At 52.7% G+C, this 16911-nt stretch carries 16 protein-coding genes; 10 read left to right on the forward strand and 6 right to left on the reverse strand.

All coding sequences use genetic code 11. The annotated features are described in order from the left end of the window. The first annotated feature begins 103 nt into the window (after positions 1-103). On the forward strand, positions 104-1657 hold the full coding sequence (locus ACYVC2_RS06765; RefSeq protein WP_461101544.1) for a S8 family serine peptidase: 1554 nt from the start codon (positions 104-106) through the stop codon (positions 1655-1657). 160 nt (positions 1658-1817) lie between these two features. Here ACYVC2_RS06765 and ACYVC2_RS06770 read toward each other — a convergent pair whose 3' ends face one another. Continuing rightward, positions 1818-2279, reverse strand: coding sequence for an Hsp20/alpha crystallin family protein (locus ACYVC2_RS06770; protein WP_461101545.1), 462 nt, complete (start codon positions 2277-2279; stop codon positions 1818-1820). A gap of 56 nt (positions 2280-2335) precedes the next feature. After that, on the reverse strand, positions 2336-2599 hold the full coding sequence (locus ACYVC2_RS06775; RefSeq protein WP_461101546.1) for a hypothetical protein: 264 nt from the start codon (positions 2597-2599) through the stop codon (positions 2336-2338). A 255-nt stretch (positions 2600-2854) separates the two neighbouring features. Between ACYVC2_RS06775 and ACYVC2_RS06780 the strand changes: the two genes are divergently transcribed. The 3 genes from ACYVC2_RS06780 (at position 2855) to ACYVC2_RS06790 (ending at position 5669) form a co-directional block, all read left to right on the forward strand. Beyond that, a complete protein-coding gene (locus tag ACYVC2_RS06780) occupies positions 2855-3637 on the forward strand; it encodes a hypothetical protein (RefSeq protein WP_461101547.1) in 783 nt (260 codons plus the stop codon). Between the two features lie 62 nt (positions 3638-3699). Then, positions 3700-4371, forward strand: coding sequence for a response regulator (locus tag ACYVC2_RS06785; RefSeq protein WP_461101548.1), 672 nt, complete (start codon positions 3700-3702; stop codon positions 4369-4371). Continuing rightward, entirely contained in the window at positions 4368-5669 is a 1302-nt protein-coding gene (locus tag ACYVC2_RS06790) for a sensor histidine kinase (protein ID WP_461101549.1), read from the forward strand. Before ACYVC2_RS06785 ends, ACYVC2_RS06790 begins: the two co-directional genes overlap by 4 nt. A gap of 171 nt (positions 5670-5840) precedes the next feature. On the opposite strand, the gene rfaD is transcribed toward ACYVC2_RS06790, so the two are convergent. Beyond that, positions 5841-6806: an ADP-glyceromanno-heptose 6-epimerase gene (gene rfaD, locus ACYVC2_RS06795; RefSeq protein ID WP_461101550.1), complete on the reverse strand. Its 966-nt coding sequence runs from the start codon at positions 6804-6806 to the stop codon at positions 5841-5843. Positions 6807-7076: 270 nt separating this feature from the next. Here rfaD and ACYVC2_RS06800 point away from each other — a divergent pair, with 270 nt between their 5' ends. From ACYVC2_RS06800 to ACYVC2_RS06810, 3 genes are all read left to right on the forward strand, one after another. Continuing rightward, positions 7077-7493 carry a 6-pyruvoyl trahydropterin synthase family protein gene (locus ACYVC2_RS06800; protein WP_461101551.1) on the forward strand — a complete coding sequence of 139 codons (417 nt, stop codon included), beginning with the start codon at positions 7077-7079 and terminating at the stop codon, positions 7491-7493. Between the two features lie 95 nt (positions 7494-7588). After that, positions 7589-8722, forward strand: coding sequence for a lipid-A-disaccharide synthase (gene lpxB / locus ACYVC2_RS06805; RefSeq protein ID WP_461101552.1), 1134 nt, complete (start codon positions 7589-7591; stop codon positions 8720-8722). Between the two features lie 409 nt (positions 8723-9131). Next, positions 9132-9821, forward strand: a complete 690-nt coding sequence (locus ACYVC2_RS06810; protein ID WP_461101553.1) for a hypothetical protein — start codon at positions 9132-9134, stop codon at positions 9819-9821. Positions 9822-9938: 117 nt separating this feature from the next. Here ACYVC2_RS06810 and ACYVC2_RS06815 read toward each other — a convergent pair whose 3' ends face one another. Next, positions 9939-12452: a glycoside hydrolase family 95 protein gene (locus ACYVC2_RS06815; protein ID WP_461101554.1), complete on the reverse strand. Its 2514-nt coding sequence runs from the start codon at positions 12450-12452 to the stop codon at positions 9939-9941. A 252-nt stretch (positions 12453-12704) separates the two neighbouring features. On the opposite strand from ACYVC2_RS06815, the gene ACYVC2_RS06820 reads away from it, so the two are divergent. Continuing rightward, positions 12705-13421: an SDR family oxidoreductase gene (locus ACYVC2_RS06820; RefSeq protein WP_461101555.1), complete on the forward strand. Its 717-nt coding sequence runs from the start codon at positions 12705-12707 to the stop codon at positions 13419-13421. 113 nt (positions 13422-13534) lie between these two features. Here the strand turns inward: ACYVC2_RS06820 and ACYVC2_RS06825 are convergent, their stop codons facing one another. Then, positions 13535-14029: an ankyrin repeat domain-containing protein gene (locus ACYVC2_RS06825; protein ID WP_461101556.1), complete on the reverse strand. Its 495-nt coding sequence runs from the start codon at positions 14027-14029 to the stop codon at positions 13535-13537. 156 nt (positions 14030-14185) lie between these two features. Here ACYVC2_RS06825 and ACYVC2_RS06830 point away from each other — a divergent pair, with 156 nt between their 5' ends. Both ACYVC2_RS06830 and ACYVC2_RS06835 read left to right on the forward strand, forming a co-directional pair. Then, positions 14186-14740: a DinB family protein gene (locus ACYVC2_RS06830; RefSeq protein WP_461101557.1), complete on the forward strand. Its 555-nt coding sequence runs from the start codon at positions 14186-14188 to the stop codon at positions 14738-14740. Positions 14741-14765: 25 nt separating this feature from the next. Beyond that, positions 14766-16001, forward strand: a complete 1236-nt coding sequence (locus tag ACYVC2_RS06835) for an FAD-dependent oxidoreductase (RefSeq protein ID WP_461101558.1) — start codon at positions 14766-14768, stop codon at positions 15999-16001. Here the strand turns inward: ACYVC2_RS06835 and ACYVC2_RS06840 are convergent. Next, a complete protein-coding gene (locus tag ACYVC2_RS06840) occupies positions 15998-16789 on the reverse strand; it encodes a DUF2490 domain-containing protein (protein WP_461101559.1) in 792 nt (263 codons plus the stop codon). The two genes, ACYVC2_RS06835 and ACYVC2_RS06840, sit on opposite strands and share 4 nt — an antisense overlap. Between the last annotated feature and the right edge of the window lie 122 nt (positions 16790-16911).

The raw sequence follows: 16911 nt of genomic DNA on the forward strand, positions 1-16911 counted from the left end.
AATTTTGCAAAGAAACTCAAAACCAGAATAGTTTTCGCGGGTTTGCTGTTTAGAGTTTTCGGGTTTCTCAGAAAAGGACCGACGTTTTCTTCCTAAACGAATCATGACACTTCGACCAACGATCTTCTTTTGTCTGCTGGCGTTTGCGGCACAGGCACAGTCCAAATACTGGGTACTGCTGCGCGATAAAGGCCCGGTATCGACACCTTCTTTGTCGCCCAAAGCTATCAGTCAACGGCAGGCTCAGGGCCTGCCGGTCGATGAAACGGACTTGCCGGTAGCCACCGCCTACATGACCCAACTGAAGCAGGCTGGCATCGAACCCATTTGCCACTCGCGCTGGCTCAACGGCGTTTCTGCCCGGCTGACGGCTCAGCAGTATGCACAGGTGCAGGCTATGCCGTTTGTTCAGGAAATTCAGCCGATCGATCCGGCAATCATCATCACCTCCCTTGGCACAACTGCTCATACACAGCAGGGTAAACCCGGGCGCACCAGTCCGAAACTCGCCCCGGTGATGACCCAGATTCAGGCCAACGACTTTGCGCAGGCGGGCCTGACCGGCCGATTCGTCAATGTCGGAGTGATCGATGCGGGATTCTTTGGAGCCGATTCGGCCAATGCACTCAAACACATTTTTGTTCGGGACGGCGTGAAGCGGGTGCGTGATTATGTCAACGAAAAAAAGACCAACCACAACCTGTTCCGTACGCTCGAAACCATGTCCGATTTCCACGGAACGGAGGTGCTGGCGGCTATTGCGGGTAACGATCCAGCCGAAAATATGCAGTTCGGACTGGCAACCGATGCGACTTTCTACCTGGCCCGAACCGATCAGGGTAACCGCGAATACCGGGGTGAAGAAGACAACTGGGTGGCGGCTATGGAGTGGATGGACAGCCTGGGCGTCCGGCTCATCAATACCTCGCTGGGCTACGCCAAAGGCATGAGCAATCCTAAGGACAATTACGAACCGAGTCAGATGGACGGTCACACGAGTCTTATCAGCCGGGCTGCGCAGATTGCCGCCGACAAGAAAGGCATGCTGATCATTGTGTCGGCCGGGAATGAGGGCGACGATCGGTCGTGGCGCATTATCAGCACCCCCGCCGACGCCCAAGGCGTACTGGCCATCGGGGCAACCAACGCCCGACTCTGGAACCGCATTGGTTATAGCAGCATCGGTCCCGAAAACCTGCCGTATCTGAAGCCTAACGTATCGTGTTTTTCGCTGTATGGCACCTCACTGTCGGCGCCCGTCATTACCGGTTTTGCCGCTTGTCTAATGCAGGCTAATCCAAAGCTGACCAACAAGCAACTGATCGAGATTATCGAAAAGTCGTCGCATCTGTATCCCTACGGCAATAACTACATTGGCTACGGAGTACCGCAGGCCTCGCGGGCGCTGGCGTTGCTGCGTAATCAGGAATTACCCGCCACGGCTCGACAGGTGAAAGCGTCGGGAAAAACGCTGACTCTGCCCGTCGAAACGAATGAGTCGATCGTATCGGTGTTTCGCAAGCGGGATGCTACGCATGTGCTTCAGCAGGAAGCGGGCAAAGTGGCCAATGGAAAGTTGGCCCTTCGCCGAATCGCCGACGAAAAGCAGACGACCATCGACCTGAAAAAAGAAGTGATCGAAGTGATCTGGGAGTAACGCTGTTTGCCGGAACTGTGCCACCTTATTATCGGCGCCTTTAGAAACCGTGTCACGCTTACCGCAGAAAATCTAATGTTTCCTAAACGCAACATCCCCGAAACCTCAGTTGAGGTTTCGGGGATGTTGCGTTTAACCAAAATGACTTTCTTACAGGCTGTTATTCAACCGAGATGGTTTGCGCAGGTTTGTTCGTGTCCGGATTTTTGGGCAACGTAACGCGAAGGACGCCGTCGGTGTAGTTGGCAGATATGCTTTCGGTCAATACCTTGTCGTTCAGCCGAAACGACCGCTCGAAGGAAGGGTTCGTATGCTCCTGATAGGTGTAAGGGCTGGAAGTTTCCTGGTCGGGAGCCGTCGATGGCTCGCTGCCCTGGTAGGCAACCGTTAGCACATCGTCTTTGACCGTGAGGGTTATTTTCTCTTTGTTCAGACCGGCGGCAAACAGCGAGATGAAGTAACTGGCGTCGGTCTCTTCGATGTTTACCGGAACCTGGTGATGCCAGGCGGCATGACGCCCCCAGAAGTGGCCAAATTTACCTTTCCAGGCTTTGTCGAACCCGTGGCGACCGGGGCCGCATTCTCCTTTTCTGCCTTGTCCAAATGCTTGTGTACGAAACATGGTTGTGTGTGATTTAATTTGTGTTTACTGATCGTGATGTTACTGGTTTACTAAGATTAGCTGATCGGAATGATCCGTCCGTATGCTCTCTGACGCTCCATGGGGTAATACGTCGGATTGTCGATCGAGATGATTTCCGACGAACGCCAGTTGCCCTGACCCAACTGCCCGAACCGGCGGCCCATCAGTTTTCGACCGACGGCGCCGATAACCAGCGCGGTTGCCGAAACGATCAGCAAAACTTTTACCAGCAGCGAGATGATAAACAAGGCCAGGCTGGCCACCAGCGCTACGCCTGCAATTCTCCAGATAATGTTCATGTTGTTTATGAGTTTAATGGTTTGTGTCGAAACCCTGTCCGACGAGACTTAGCGTGTGCTTTTGTCATTCAGACAGCGTTTCAGAAGGGATGACGCAGAAGCGTGTTCGTTTACTTTATCGAATCAGAAAAATTTTTAAAAAAGCTGATTCTAACGGCTTCAGACCATATGAAGAAAAATTAATTTCGGTTTCAGACCGAGCTTAACGGACCGATCTACCTTTGATGCCGTAAACAATAGTAAACAACAAACACGATGACGATCAACGAAAAATCAATTGTCGGTGCGCTGCTCATTGCCACCTTAGCGACAGTGCATATCCAGGCGCAGAATCAGCCGGTTTCTTCAGAACCGATCCCTCTCGCATCGAACGGCCCCGATGGCCCGCCTACTCCGCCAGGAGGACCCGGACGGCGCCCGGGAAGGCCGGAGGGACCTGACCAGGGGCCCGGTCGCAGAAATGCTGCGCGGGGCTTGACATCCCTGACAACGGTTTCGGGTACGGTAGGGCAGTGGATCGGTAACGATGAGGCCATTCTGGATGGCTTTACACTGACGAACGGTTCAGCTACAACAACGGTCAAATTTCCTCCTCATCTGGGACAACAGGTGCAGAAAGCGACGAAGCCGGGTGGCAGCGTGAGCATAACCGGGTATGCTGAAACGACACCGACCGGCGAAACCCTCTTCCGGATGAATAGCCTGACGGCCGGGAAAACGACGGTGCTGGATAGCCCACCCATGCCGGCAACGACCGCTCCCGAGACGCCATCGATCACCACGGTAAGCGGAAAAATTGCCGATTACCGGCTCAACCGGGAGGGGCGGATCAGCGGGCTGGTGATGGAGGATAAAACCATCGTTACGATTCCTCCGCACGTGGCCTATCAATTGGCCGATCTGGCCAAAAAAGGCAGCGCCATTACGGTGCAGGGCTATGCTAAACCCATTCATGATGGGCAGGTACAACTGGATAAACTAAACATCCTGCGGGCTTCGGTGTTGACGATCAATGGCCAGCAATATCTGGTCCGCTAATTGGCCGGCCGCCGGGCGATAGGGTAGTCAGACGGTATCGCCCGGTGGCCGGTGCTTAAAAAATGAAAATACTGGTTATCGAAGATGAGCGCAAACTAGCCCGGTTTATTCGCCAGGGACTGGAGCAGCACGGCCATGTCGCCGATGTGTCGTACTCTGGGTCGGAGGGACTGAATCAGTTGGCGGGGGGGCTGTATGATCTGCTGCTGCTCGATCTGATGCTACCCGGACAGACGGGTTTTGAGGTGCTACAAAATATTCGGGCCTTTGGCATAAGTGTGCCGGTGATCATACTGTCGGCACTGAGCGACCCGGAGAAAGTCGTGCAGGGGCTCGATCTGGGTGCCGTCGATTACCTGCGGAAGCCGTTTGATTTCAATGAGTTGCTCGCTCGTATACGGGTCATACAACGTAAGGCGACCACCGGCGACGATGTTGTGCTTCGGGTGGCCGATCTGGAAATGCAGCTCGTTGCACATACGGTCCTGAAAAGCAGCCGAACTCTGGAACTGACCAACCGGGAGTTTGCCCTCCTTGAATTACTGATGCGTCGGGCGGGGCAGGTCATTACGAAGAATGAAATTGCCGAGAAGGTCTGGTCGGCCGATTACGATATGGGCAGCAACGTTATCGAAGTGCATATCTACCAGCTTCGCCGGAAACTGGATGGGGCTGGCGTAGCTGGCCTGATCGAAACCTGTGTTGGTCGGGGTTATCGGCTGAAAAAATCATGAGCCTGCGCAGCCGCATCGTGCTGGCGGTGACCGCCGTTTTCTCCAGTATTAGCCTGCTGGCCGGCTGGCTGATTCTGGATCGGGCCGAAGCCAGTTTGCGAACGGCGTTCGATCGGACGGCGCAAACACGGGCCAACTGGCTGCTGTCGCTGGTCAGCGTCGATCCGGTTATTTTGCCGCTACCGACGGAGACTGAGCAAATGCGGGTCGTTTACCAAAGTTATGGCCGGAGCCGGGAGCTCTTCCGGAGCCCGCACTTCCCCGCTGGCATCCGACCTGCTGAAGAGCCGACTTATCGACGTGTAGTGGCCCAGACGACCCGCGATCAACTTATGAACGGACAAGTTAACCTGACGCTGGCTGTACCCGACAGCAGCTTACGGCAGGACATCCGACAGCTCCGCTGGACGTTCGGGATAGGCTGGCTACTCAGCCTGGGAATCGCTTTCCTGGGAGGATACGTCGTAGCAGGGTGGTTGTTGAATCCTATACAACGGATTGTCAGTCAGGCTAATACGATTGATGACGCTTTGTCGATCGGCGCCATTCCGTTGCCGGCTAGTCAGGACGAACTGTATCAGCTGACGGATACGCTCAATCGGATGTTGAGCCGGATTCGGGATAACGCCGAGCTACAGCGTAATTTCTTCGGGGCAGCCGCCCACGAGCTTAGAACCCCCCTGGCTGTGATGAAAACGGGCCTCGAAGTCACCCTCGGTAACCGACAAGCGGACGATCAGGTCACGCTTTTCCTGTTGGGGCAACTGGACGAAGTAAGGCGTCTGACCCGCTTACTCGACGAGTTTATGACTCTAAGCCGACCCGACGAGGGTAAGTTGCTGGTTAACCCCGTGCCAACCGACATTCGGCAGCTTATCGACCATTGCGTCGCCCTGTTAACGTCTGTTGCGGATGAATACGGGGTAAGCGTCCAGCTTGAGCCACCGCCGGAAAGAGATGAGCCCATACGTGTCGACGCTAAAAAACTGGAGCATATTCTTCTGAATCTACTCGAAAATGCCATCAAATACGCTGTTTCGGGGAGCCGGATTGTCGTGACCTGGCAACAGGATAACGCCTGTATGATACGAATTGACAACCAAACACTTCGTGAGAATGGCCCTGTCTTAAACCTTACCGAGCCTTTCTTTCAGGCCGATCCCTTTCGGGAGGGTCATGGTCTGGGCCTCTGGATCAGTCACCGCTTAACAACACTGATAGACGGAAACTTGCACCTCGACTGGCAGCATTTCAGGTTCAGTAGTACGTTGATGTTACCGTCAGGCTCGACTCGTTAGGATTTCTTTACTTCGGCCTGAACACTACCGGGGCTTTGAGCATAAAACCCGACTAACCCGAAGCAGACAGTCAGCTGATGAATGGAAATGTAACGCTTTTCTGAGCGAGCTGGCTGGTGATGCCGCTAAGCGATCGTCCCAATATAATTTCGAAAAGAAGCCGGAAGTCGATTAGAGGTACTGTCCCTGGCTGAGGTAATTCTTTACGTAATCGGCGATGCCTTCTTCGAGCGAGCAGAACGGTCGATCGTAGCCAATAGACCGAAGCTTCGACATGTTGGCCTGGGTGAAGTACTGGTATTTGTCGCGGATATCGGCGGGAGTATCCATAAACTCAATCTGAGGGTCGAGGCCGAGGGCGTAGAACGTGTTTTTCGCCAGATCGAGGAAGGTGCGGGCTTTGCCGCTGCCCAGGTTATAAATACCGGAGTTGCGCCGGTGGTGCATCAGAAAGGAGCATACCTCGATAACGTCTTTCACGTACACAAAGTCGCGCATTTGCTCACCGTCGGCGAAGTTGGGGTTGTGCGACCGAAACAGCTTCATATGCCCCGACCGCTGAATCTGGTTGAAAGCGTGGAAAATAACCGAGGCCATCCGGCCTTTGTGGTATTCGTTGGGGCCGTAAACGTTGAAGAACTTCAGTCCGGCCCAGAAGAACGGTTTGCGTTCCTGCTCCAGCGCCCAGATATCGAACTCGTTCTTGGAATCGCCGTAAGGATTGAGTGGTTTTAATTGTGGGATGAGCGATTCGTTATCGTCGTAACCCAGCTCGCCCATGCCGTAGGTGGCTGCCGACGAAGCGTAGACCAGCGGAATCTGGTACTCGATGCATCGGTTCCAGATCTGCTTGGAATACTCGACGTTGAGGTGTTCAAAAATCTGGCGATCGAACTCCGTGGTATCGGTCCGGGCGCCGATGTGAAAAATAAATTCAACCTCCTGATAGTTCTGGTCGAGCCAGTCGAAAAACGCTTCCCGATCCACTCGTTCCTGGATCCGCTTACCAGCCAGATTAGCTTCTTTTTCAGGATAAGAAAAATCATCAACGGCAATGATGAAATTGAAATTTTCCTGATTCAGTTTGCTGATCAAACAACTGCCGATAAAGCCGGCGGCTCCCGTAACTATAATCATAAAGAGGTAGCTGTAAAGGTTTGAGAAGCGATAATTGGATAAGGATCAGTGACGATAACGATAAATTGGCTGTAAAGATACGGTTTTTATATTGGACAATTGAATAGCGTTTTTTGTGATTAAATTGTATTTTATTTAGATGGCGTGTGCCTGTAAATCGTAAATCAGTTATCAATTGACCGTATTTTTATCCCGCCTGAAGAGTGCTTACCTTTGCGGCTACGTTTTAAAATCGGCGTTTCTGGCAACCGCCCCATCTAAACCAGAAAAATGGTATACATCAATCGAATTGAGCATTTCAACGCGGCTCACCGGCTCTACAATCCAGCCTGGTCCGAAGAGCGCAACAAAGAAGTTTTCGGGCCCTGTGCCAACATCAACTGGCACGGCCATAATTTCGAACTGATCGTAACGGTCAAGGGCGAACCCGACCCGAACACCGGGTTTGTGATCGACCTGAAGGTTCTGGGCGACATCATCCGGCGCGAGGTTATCGAGAAAGTGGATCACAAGAACCTGAACCTCGACGTGGATTTCATGCAGGGAAAAATGGCCAGTTGCGAAATCTTCATCATGGAAATCTGGAAGATTCTCGAACGCGCGCTCGAACCCGTCACGGAGGCCCATCTCCACCAGCTTCGGCTCTACGAGACGCCCAAAAACTTTGTCGATTATTTTGGTGAATAAGCCTAAGATGTATGAGGTATACTGTATGATATAAGATGTGTAACCTAGACGGCCGCACTCCATATCATACTTTATACATCTTATATCATACTTGCATGACTTATTATCTTATTGCCGGCGAACGATCCGGCGATCTTCATGGGGCAAACCTGATCCGGGCTATTCGACAGCATGATCCGGAGGCAACCTGCCGGGCTTACGGGGGCGAACAGATGGAAGCCGCTGGTGCAGCTATCGTGCGGCATTACCGCGACATGGCCTTTATGGGTTTCTGGGAGGTAGCTAAAAATCTGGGGACCATCCGCCGGATCATGCGCGAATGCCAGGCCGATCTGCTGGCCAATCGTCCGGATGTTCTGATTCTGATCGACTATGCGGGTTTCAACCTGCGCATGGCCCGGTTTGCCAAACAGCACGGTATCCGGGTATTTTATTACATCTCTCCCAAAGTCTGGGCCTGGAACCAGCGTCGGGCGCTGAAGATCAAAGCCAGCGTCGATCGGCTGTTTACAATCCTGCCTTTCGAAACCGAATTCTTTGCGCAGTACGATTACAAGGTCGAGTATGTCGGAAACCCGCTTCTCGATGCGCTCGCCGATTTCCGTCCGGACCCGGCCTTTCGGTCAACGCTTGGTGGAGCGAATCGGCCGATCATTGCGCTTTTACCCGGCAGTCGACGGCAGGAAATCACCTCCGTGTTGCCCGCTATGCTGGCTACGACGCGCCAGTTTCCAGACTACCAGTTTGTGGTCGGTACGGTCAGTAACTTGCCTGCTGATTTATACGACCAGTTTCTGGCTGCCTACCCGGATATTTTACGGGTCAGCGATGCCGCCTACGATCTGCTGACCTGTTCAGTGGCGGCTTTGGTAACCTCGGGTACGGCTACGCTCGAAACAGCCCTGCTGAACGTACCGCAGGTGGTCTGTTACAAAACCACGGGAGTTACCTATGCGATTGCCAAACACCTCATCGCCGTGCCGTTCATTTCGCTCGTAAACCTGATTGCGGGCTATGAAGTCGTCAAAGAGCTGATTCAGAATGACCTGACTTCTGACCGGATTACAACAGCGTTGAAGGCTATTTTACCAAACGGGTCAGGCCGCGACAAACTGTTGGCCGGTTATGCTGATGTGCAGGAAAAAATGGGCGAGCCGGGCGCTTCCGAACGAGCCGGCAAGCGGATGGTTGAGATCCTGAGAGAGGCTCCTAACCCATTATCTGCTTAGACTGGCAAATGAATCCAAGTGATCCTGTTGGTATGCGCCCCGCCGGTGTCATGCGGCAATAACCAGAGTCGGTTTGCTTCTTTTTTCGCTATCGTAGGCCTTCCCGCATCAGTTTGTTAGAAGCAGATGGATGACTATGCAGATTCCTGGGAACCATCTCGATAGCTTCGTCAAGTTCGCGGATTTAATTGACTGCCCGCTCGTCAATTCGCTTTTTTATGTCGTTAAATAACATCGCTGTCTGAGGTTAATGGTAAGTATAAGCAAAGTTGAAAAACCTCTGGTTACTTGGTATCTCCGCAACTAATTGTGCGGCCCGAACTACATCATTTATTTTTTATTTGCATAATAAGGTAGAACCAGACAAGTTTGCATTGAATTGAGAAATTTTTAAGCCGTAACCACCACAATGAAAAACAGGTACTTTTTTCTGTTACTATTGAGTTTTATATTGTTTATTAACTTAAATGGGCTAGCTCAGTTCAAAGAAATAAAAGTTAGTTTATACCAATCTTCAATAGATTTATTGGAGGATAAAAAAAGTAATATTGATGCAACTGCACTTGTTAAAGATGAAGCAGATAATTACATCCAAATAAAGAAACTAGTAGATGCTGATAAGAAAAAAATCAAGAAATGGCACTCTTACTGGGCAATTGAGTATTCTGGTAACAAATACTTCAATTTAGGCTATTCCCATGATTTGAACCAATGGGGGACCTATGCTAAGTTTGATATTATAGGTAAATACTGCGCCATTTTTATCGATTCGAATTCGCGGAAACTTGTAAAGAATGGCGGGAACCTATACGGCGGAGGCTTAATGGGCGCTATGATTGCTGGTACTTATAAATGGGGGAAAAACTGGATTGACAGAAATGGGGCTAAGAAAAAGATACTTCTTGTCGATACTTCTATTCTTGAAATTGGCATGTACGCAAAAGAAGACGGCAACACCGGTAATTTATTGACTAAAGAAAAGCTTACTAAAATTGCGCAAACTAACTATCCAGATATGGATGTAGATAAAATATCATTCGAAAAAGTAGTTGAAATTATCGAAGAATTGAATCAAAAAAACACTGCTGAAATGCGATAAGTACACTTCAGCAGTAAGTTCGTAAAGCCAACAGTTATTAATCGGATTTATGTCATTCATTTATTTAGTACATAGTGAACCGTTGTCATAAATTCCATTTATCAAGATGTCTTACATCTACCGATTCATAACCAGCGTGTAGGTTCGGTTGGGCTGGGTCTGAAAATCATACACCTGCGTTTTTAATTGTCCAGATTCCTTCGGTAGTTCACCGCCGAAAATCGGATTTGGATTGACACCGCTGGCGGGTTTCAGCACTGCGCCATCCGAGGCTTTCAGCGCGTTGGGAACCCGGATGCGGCAGTTGCCACCCAGCGAAGAGCGGATCACTACTTTGCTTATTTTGCCGTTCTGCCAGTCCATCGAAACGATGTCAAAACCGCCCCGGGCGTGTAGCCCCCGTACCTGTCCATCGCGCCATGAATCAGGCAGGGCGGCAAGCAGGTAAATGTCATTCAGGTGGCTCTGCACCAGCATCTCGCTCATACCCGCAATGCCCCCGAAGTTCCCGTCGATCTGGAACGGCGGGTGAGCACAGAACAGATTGGGATACGTGCCGCCTGCGTTGGCGTAGTCGGTGCCTTCGATGCCGGTAACTTTCAGCAACTCACGCAGGAGTTTGTAGGCATGATTGCCGTCGTTCAGCCGCGCCCAGAAATTGATTTTCCAAGCTTTGCTCCAGCCCGTGCCCCCGTCGCCCCGAATGTCGAGGGTTTTACGAGCCGCTGCCGCTAGTTCAGGCGTCGTGAGCGGAGAAATCTGGCGACCGGGGTGCAACGCAAACAGGTGAGACACGTGCCGATGCTGCGGGTCGGTGTCGTCGAAATCCTTATACCATTCCTGCAGATTGCCATTCCTGCCGATTTTGAAAGGGTATAATTTGCTCCGCTTTTCGGTCAGCAACTGGCGGAAATCGGCATCGGTATTCAGGGCTGTCGAGGCTTCGATAACGTTCGTGAACAGATCGCGGATGATGCTGATATCCATTGTGGTTGCCACCGACACTTCTCCTTTTTTACCGTCGGGCGTCAAAAACACATTTTCCGGCGTGGTCGACGGTGCCGTTACCAGATAACCGTTCTGATCAAGTATCAGCCAATCGGAGCAGAACTGAGCCGCCCCTTTCATGAGCGGGTAAGCCGTGTCGCGCAGAAACGTCCGGTCGCCCGTAAAGCGGTAGTGTTCGTACAAATGCTGACAGAGCCAGGCACCGGCCATGGGCCAGTTGGCCCACAACGGACTACCCTTGCCCATATTTCCCACCGGGTTAGAAACCGCCCAGATGTCTGTGTTGTGATTGGCGGTCCAGCCGCTGGCTCCGTAGAAATTCCGGGCGGTTTCCTGGCCTGTTTTAGCAACGTCGCGAATCAGTTCAAACAATGGTCGGTGCAGCTCCGACAGGTTGCTCACCTCGGCGGGCCAGTAATTCATCTGGGTGTTGATGTTGATCGTGAAATTACTGCTCCAGGGTGGCCGCACGTGTGGATTCCAGATGCCCTGCAAGTTGGCGGGCGTACCACCCGGCCGCGAACAGGAAATGAGCAGATACCGCCCAAACTGATAATACAGACTCTCCAGCGCCGGATCGCTGGCTCCGTTTCGGTACTGGATCAGTCGTTCGTCGGTTGGGGCAGCTACCTCTTTGTTGGCGTTCAGCCGAAGCGAGACCCGGTTAAAAAACGACTGGTAATCGGCAATGTGTGCCTGCTTCAGCGCGTCGTACGTTTTGCCGGCCGCCTTCCGGAGGTAGTTCTCAACCAGTTTAATCTCATTTTTGCCGTCTTTGTCCGGGCATTTGTCGAATCCGTTGAAGCTGGTCGCGGCCGAAAGCAGCAGCACTACGTTCGTAGCCTGGCTAATGTGCAGACCCGCCGTGTCGGCCACCGCCGTTCCGTCGCCACTGAGCAGGCGCACCCGCAGAGCAAATCGCATACCCCGGCACTGATCCGGGTCTTCGTAGACTACCGGCTGCTTATTTTCATTGAAATAATTGGGGTCGGTATGAGCAGGCGCTTTACCGGTCAGGGCGATTTCCCGGTTGCTGATTACCGCGTTTCGGTAATGAAGCTGGCTGCGGGTAGCGGCCGTAAAACTGAGCTTGCCGGGTTTGTCGGCCGTTAGCCGAATGACGATGACCTGATCGGGTGCCGACACGAAGATCTGCCGGGTATAGGTTACCCCGTCGATGGTAAAGCGCGTGGTAGCCGAAGCATCCGCAATATTCAGATCCCGGTAATAATTGGTGGGGTTTCCGCTGATCGACTGCTGGATCCGTAAATCACCCAGCGGCTCATACGACTCGGTGTAAAGCCCCTGCATCTTCTGGGTGAGCGAAGTGGCCAGCTCATAATTTTCCTCGACCAGCGCTTTCCGGATCTGAGGCAGGTAGGTTGGCGCATCGGGGTTTGGGTTCAGGTTGGCGGGGCCACCCGACCAGAGGGTACTCTCGTTTAGCTGTAGCAGCTCTTCATCTACCCGGCCGAAGACCATTACCCCCAGCCGACCATTGCCTACGGGCAGGGCTTCATTCCAGTTTCGGGCGGGTTGTTTGTACCAAAGTTTAAGCGGTTGAGCGCAAATGGCACTCGAAAGCAAACTACTCAGAGCAAGCAGGACGAAGAAAACGCGCATAGTAGAGCTGGCAAAACAGCCTTAGTGGGTTGAAGTCGCAGAATATATTGTGCGCAATATAGGCTACGGCTTAACTTGTTAAGTTGACGGGACCGGCTTTTTACTGATCCAGGAAAGTGATACCGCAAATACGGGCACGATACGTGTTTTCTTAATCAGCTTGGTATCAACTCCTTGCCGGATCCGTAAAAACCTTTCGGTCTGTTCCGGGGTTATCGGCGAAAGTGATCACCTTTTTAGTTCACTACACACATGGCAGATTCCGTCAAAACAGCGCTCATTACGGGCGGTTCGAAAGGCATTGGCTACGGCATTGCCGAAGTCCTCATTAAGAACGATATCAAAGTAGCGATAACCAGCCGCTCGTCGGTGGCTGCCGAGTTGGCCGCGACTAAGCTGAACGAACTCAAGCCGGGGTACGCGCTCGGCATTGGGGCTGATGTGCGTGACCTGGCATCGCAGCAGCGGGTCGTCGACGCTGTTCTGGACAAGTGGGGGCAACTCGACTACGTCATTGCCAACGCGGGCGTAGGCCACTTCGCGTCGATTCAGGAACTGACGCCCGAGCAGTGGAACGAAACCATCGACATCAACCTGACCGGCGTATTTTACACCGCCAAATCGACGCTCGACGCGCTGAAGAAATCGGAAGGGTATTTTATCACCATTGCGAGTCTGGCGGGTACGAATTTCTTCGAAAAAGGCGCGGCCTACAACGCCAGCAAGTTTGGGTTGGTGGGCTTTACCCAGGCCGTAATGCTTGACCTGCGCAACGAAGGCATCAAAGTGACCACTATTATGCCGGGGTCCGTAGCGTCGTATTTCAACGATCACCAGCCCAGCGAGAAAGATGCCTGGAAAATTCAGCCCGAAGACATCGGTCAGCTCATCGTCGACCTGATCAACATGCCTGCCCGGACGCTTCCCAGCAAAATCGAAGTGCGGCCGACCCGACCGGGAGGAAAGTAGTCATTGGTTTCACTGCCAACTAGACGGAACAGGGTTGCTGTGACCGTCCTATAGCCGCTACCAGACACCGTAATTCCAAAGAAACTTACTGTCTGGTAGCGGCTTTTATTCCCTTATTGGCTTATCTCATTAAAAAGCCGGATGGCTTCTTCGTTGCCCTGTTGGTAGGCCAGGTCAAGGGCAGTAAGCCCTCTGCCGTCCCGAATCGAGTGATCGGCCTGGTGGTCGAGCATAATTTTCACCAGCTTATTCCGGCCAAACAGCGTAGCAAACATGAGTGCGGTACCGCCGTTTCCATTTTGCAGGTTTAGACTCGCGCCGTTTTCGATCAACAGTTCGGCTATTTCTCCATACCCTTTGAAGCACACGCCCATCAGGGCCGTATTGCCGCTCACATCCTGCACATCGACATTGGCCCCGGCGTCCAGCAGCACCCGCGTAGCTTCCTGCTGACCGTCGTAAGCAGCTATGATCAGGGGCGTAAAGCCTTTGCCATTCTGGATATTTACGTTTATGCCACTGTCGATCTGCTGTTTCAGATAAGCCACGTCGCCCCGGCGGGCCGCGTCAAAAAAGAGATCTTCGGGTTGAGCTGAATAAAAAGACATACTGTACAGACTGTGTTTGTGAAAGTAACAACCAAAAATAGATTCTGTCTTTCTGATACGGTAAATTCTGCCGGTAAATAGGTTTTCCGGCGTACCCTGCTGACATAAGGCTGTCACTGATGGCTCGTTACTTTGTGTAGTCAAAACAACACAACTATGCTGGTCGAAACCGCCGAAACCACCTCGTTTACCGTATCGTCTTTGCTGAGCGACTTCGCTGCTTACAATCATTGGGCGAATAGCCAGCTGGTTAGCTGGTTGCGGGAAAAACCCGTGGCGCTGCTGGAGCAGTATGTGCCGTCGAGTTTCCCGAGTCTGAAAGAAACGCTGGTGCACATCTGGGATTGCGAACGGTTCTGGTTGTCGGTTATCCAGCAGGTGCCGGCACCCCCTTCATTTCGGCTGACGGGCTTTGCGGGTTCGGTCGAGGAGGTTTTTTCTGAACTTGTAGCCCAGTCGGAAGCACTGGCGACCTACGTGCGGGCACTTTCCGAAGCCGCTCTGCAGGAAGTGGTTCACTTCGATACGCCCTGGATATCGGGCACGCGCACCCGGATCGAATTCATTCAGCATTGTCTGAACCACAGCACCTACCACCGCGGCCAGTTAGTGACTGTTGGCCGGAATGTTGGGCTGACCGATGCACCTATGACCGACTACAGTTTTTATTTCCTGCTGGTGAAACATCCATCTCCCGGCGTGGTTAGCTAAATCAACCGGTAATTTTTAGCTAACCATGCAAGCGACTCAACATCAGGAACGGATTGAAACGCGCTGCTGTATCGTTGGCGGAGGCCCGGCTGGTATGATGCTGGGCTTTCTGCTGGCCCGGGCAGGCGTCGATGTCGTAATCCTGGAAAAACACAAAGATTTTCTGCGTGATTTTCGGGGCGATACCATTCATCCATCGACGCTGGAACTGCTGGTGGAGCTGGGGTTGCTGGATGATTTTCTGCAATTGCCACACCAGGAGCTGAAGTCGGTGCAGATCACCACAAACGGAGAAACCGTACCCGTTGCCGATTTTTCGCACCTGCCCACCCATTGCAAGTTCATTGCATTCATGCCGCAGTGGGATTTCCTGAATTTCCTGGTTGAAAAAGGAAGCCAGTTTCCGACCTTTCGTCTGCGCCTGCAAACGGAAGCTACCGACCTGATCGAGGAAGACGGGCGGATTGCGGGCGTACGGGCGAAGACCCCATCGGGCGAACTGCTTATCCAGGCCGATCTGGTCGTCGGGACCGACGGTCGCCACTCCATCGTCCGGGAAAAAGCTGGGCTGGCCGTGCAGGATTTTGGCGTACCGATCGACGTTCTCTGGATGCGCATCCCGAAAGATCCCACTATCGGCGAACAGTCGCTGGGATACCTCAAAGCCGGTAAGTTTATGGTACTCATCGACCGACAGGACTATTTTCAGTGTGGTTTCCTAATCCCGAAGGGGCAGTACGAAGCCGTCAAAAAACGAGGGCTGGCTGCACTACAGGCCGATATCCAGAGCCTGGCTCCTTTCGTCGGCGATTACGTGAACGAGTTGACTTCCTGGGATCAGATTAGCCTGCTGACGGTGAAAATCGATCGGCTGCGACAATGGTTCCGGCCGGGGGTGTTGTGTATCGGCGACGCAGCCCACGCCATGTCGCCGGCTGGGGGAGTGGGCGTCAACCTCGCCGTGCAGGATGCCGTAGCGACGGCGAATGAACTGGCGAAATTCCTGCAGAAAGGCCCTGCACCGGTGGCAGCCCTCGCGCGTATCCAGCGCCGACGCCTTTGGCCGGTTCGGCTGATTCAGGCGGGCCAGATTTTCGTACACCGGCGGCTCATCAACGCATCGGTCGATAAACCTCAGAACATCCCGCCGTTTATGCTCTGGCTCTTCAAACACCTGCCCGCGTTTCGTCGGTTGCCCGCTTACCTGATCGGCATCGGTCCGCGTCCGGAACATGTTCATACCCCGCTCACAAACGCTTAGTCGGGCTGGGAGGGGAGTTTTTCCTGCGAACCGGCGTTCCGCCGTTTGATCCGGTACGTCAGCCCAATTACCACGTTGTTTTTGCCCGAAGCCTGCTGGGGCGTAAACACACCGCTTTCGAACGTAGCCGGGTTGTAATTGGTCTGGTTGACGACGCCCACCTGCAAAATCCACTGCGGATTGAGCTGATAACCTGCACCCGCATAAAAGCGGTTGCGCTCGAACGTAGGGCCGACCGGGTTCAGAAAGATTTCGTCGTAGACCGACAGAAAAAAGGTTTTATCCGTGATGGTTCGGTTGTTGATTGGTACGAAGGTATTCAACCGATAGCGAATCCGGTTCCGGTACGGATGCGTTCCATCACGGTAGGTAAACCAGCGCTGTTCTACCCGGTAACGGTGCTCGAACTTGATCCGCGACAGGTACTGGTTCACGATCACCTGCTCCCACAGGCGCTTTTCGGTGTTGAGCGGACCGTCGGAGAGGGCCTGATAGTCGTAGGTGGCGTAGTGCCCACCGGCCACGGTTAGCGAAAAGTTACGGTCGATGTCGTAGCTGATCCCGCCTTTCAGTTCATTGTAAAAATACTGGCGGAACATGCCGTTGCTACGGGCCTGGATTTCGGCGAAACCACCCCATTTTTTTTCTCCACCCGGCAGTTGAAGGGTACCGATCAGCCAGGTCCCCCAGGGCGTGGCGGGGGTCAGCGAGGTTTGGGCCAGCGTACGGGTAAAGCTGAAAACGGCGAGAAAAGCAGTCAGAGAGAGGGCGAATCGAAAACGGTTCACGAAGGAGAAACTAGTTACGGTTCAGCAAAAGTAAGCCGTATTAAGCAGTCGTGACTAGTGCAATGGAAGAGTTAACAATTTCGTAATCTTTGGCTTTTTAGACCTGTCTTCATTTGTAGGAT

This window comes from Spirosoma koreense, assembly GCF_054777875.1.

What these genes read in the sequence shown, in the direction of transcription:
- ACYVC2_RS06765 (WP_461101544.1), top strand. Translation starts at nt 104, where the DNA reads ATGACACTTCGACCAACGATCTTCTTTTGTCTGCTGGCGTTTGCGGCA.
- ACYVC2_RS06770 (WP_461101545.1), bottom strand. Translation starts at nt 2,279, where the DNA reads ATGTTTCGTACACAAGCATTTGGACAAGGCAGAAAAGGAGAATGCGGC.
- ACYVC2_RS06775 (WP_461101546.1), bottom strand. Translation starts at nt 2,599, where the DNA reads ATGAACATTATCTGGAGAATTGCAGGCGTAGCGCTGGTGGCCAGCCTG.
- ACYVC2_RS06780 (WP_461101547.1), top strand. Translation starts at nt 2,855, where the DNA reads ATGACGATCAACGAAAAATCAATTGTCGGTGCGCTGCTCATTGCCACC.
- ACYVC2_RS06785 (WP_461101548.1), top strand. Translation starts at nt 3,700, where the DNA reads ATGAAAATACTGGTTATCGAAGATGAGCGCAAACTAGCCCGGTTTATT.
- ACYVC2_RS06790 (WP_461101549.1), top strand. Translation starts at nt 4,368, where the DNA reads ATGAGCCTGCGCAGCCGCATCGTGCTGGCGGTGACCGCCGTTTTCTCC.
- rfaD (WP_461101550.1), bottom strand. Translation starts at nt 6,806, where the DNA reads ATGATTATAGTTACGGGAGCCGCCGGCTTTATCGGCAGTTGTTTGATC.
- ACYVC2_RS06800 (WP_461101551.1), top strand. Translation starts at nt 7,077, where the DNA reads ATGGTATACATCAATCGAATTGAGCATTTCAACGCGGCTCACCGGCTC.
- lpxB (WP_461101552.1), top strand. Translation starts at nt 7,589, where the DNA reads ATGACTTATTATCTTATTGCCGGCGAACGATCCGGCGATCTTCATGGG.
- ACYVC2_RS06810 (WP_461101553.1), top strand. Translation starts at nt 9,132, where the DNA reads ATGAAAAACAGGTACTTTTTTCTGTTACTATTGAGTTTTATATTGTTT.
- ACYVC2_RS06815 (WP_461101554.1), bottom strand. Translation starts at nt 12,452, where the DNA reads ATGCGCGTTTTCTTCGTCCTGCTTGCTCTGAGTAGTTTGCTTTCGAGT.
- ACYVC2_RS06820 (WP_461101555.1), top strand. Translation starts at nt 12,705, where the DNA reads ATGGCAGATTCCGTCAAAACAGCGCTCATTACGGGCGGTTCGAAAGGC.
- ACYVC2_RS06825 (WP_461101556.1), bottom strand. Translation starts at nt 14,029, where the DNA reads ATGTCTTTTTATTCAGCTCAACCCGAAGATCTCTTTTTTGACGCGGCC.
- ACYVC2_RS06830 (WP_461101557.1), top strand. Translation starts at nt 14,186, where the DNA reads ATGCTGGTCGAAACCGCCGAAACCACCTCGTTTACCGTATCGTCTTTG.
- ACYVC2_RS06835 (WP_461101558.1), top strand. Translation starts at nt 14,766, where the DNA reads ATGCAAGCGACTCAACATCAGGAACGGATTGAAACGCGCTGCTGTATC.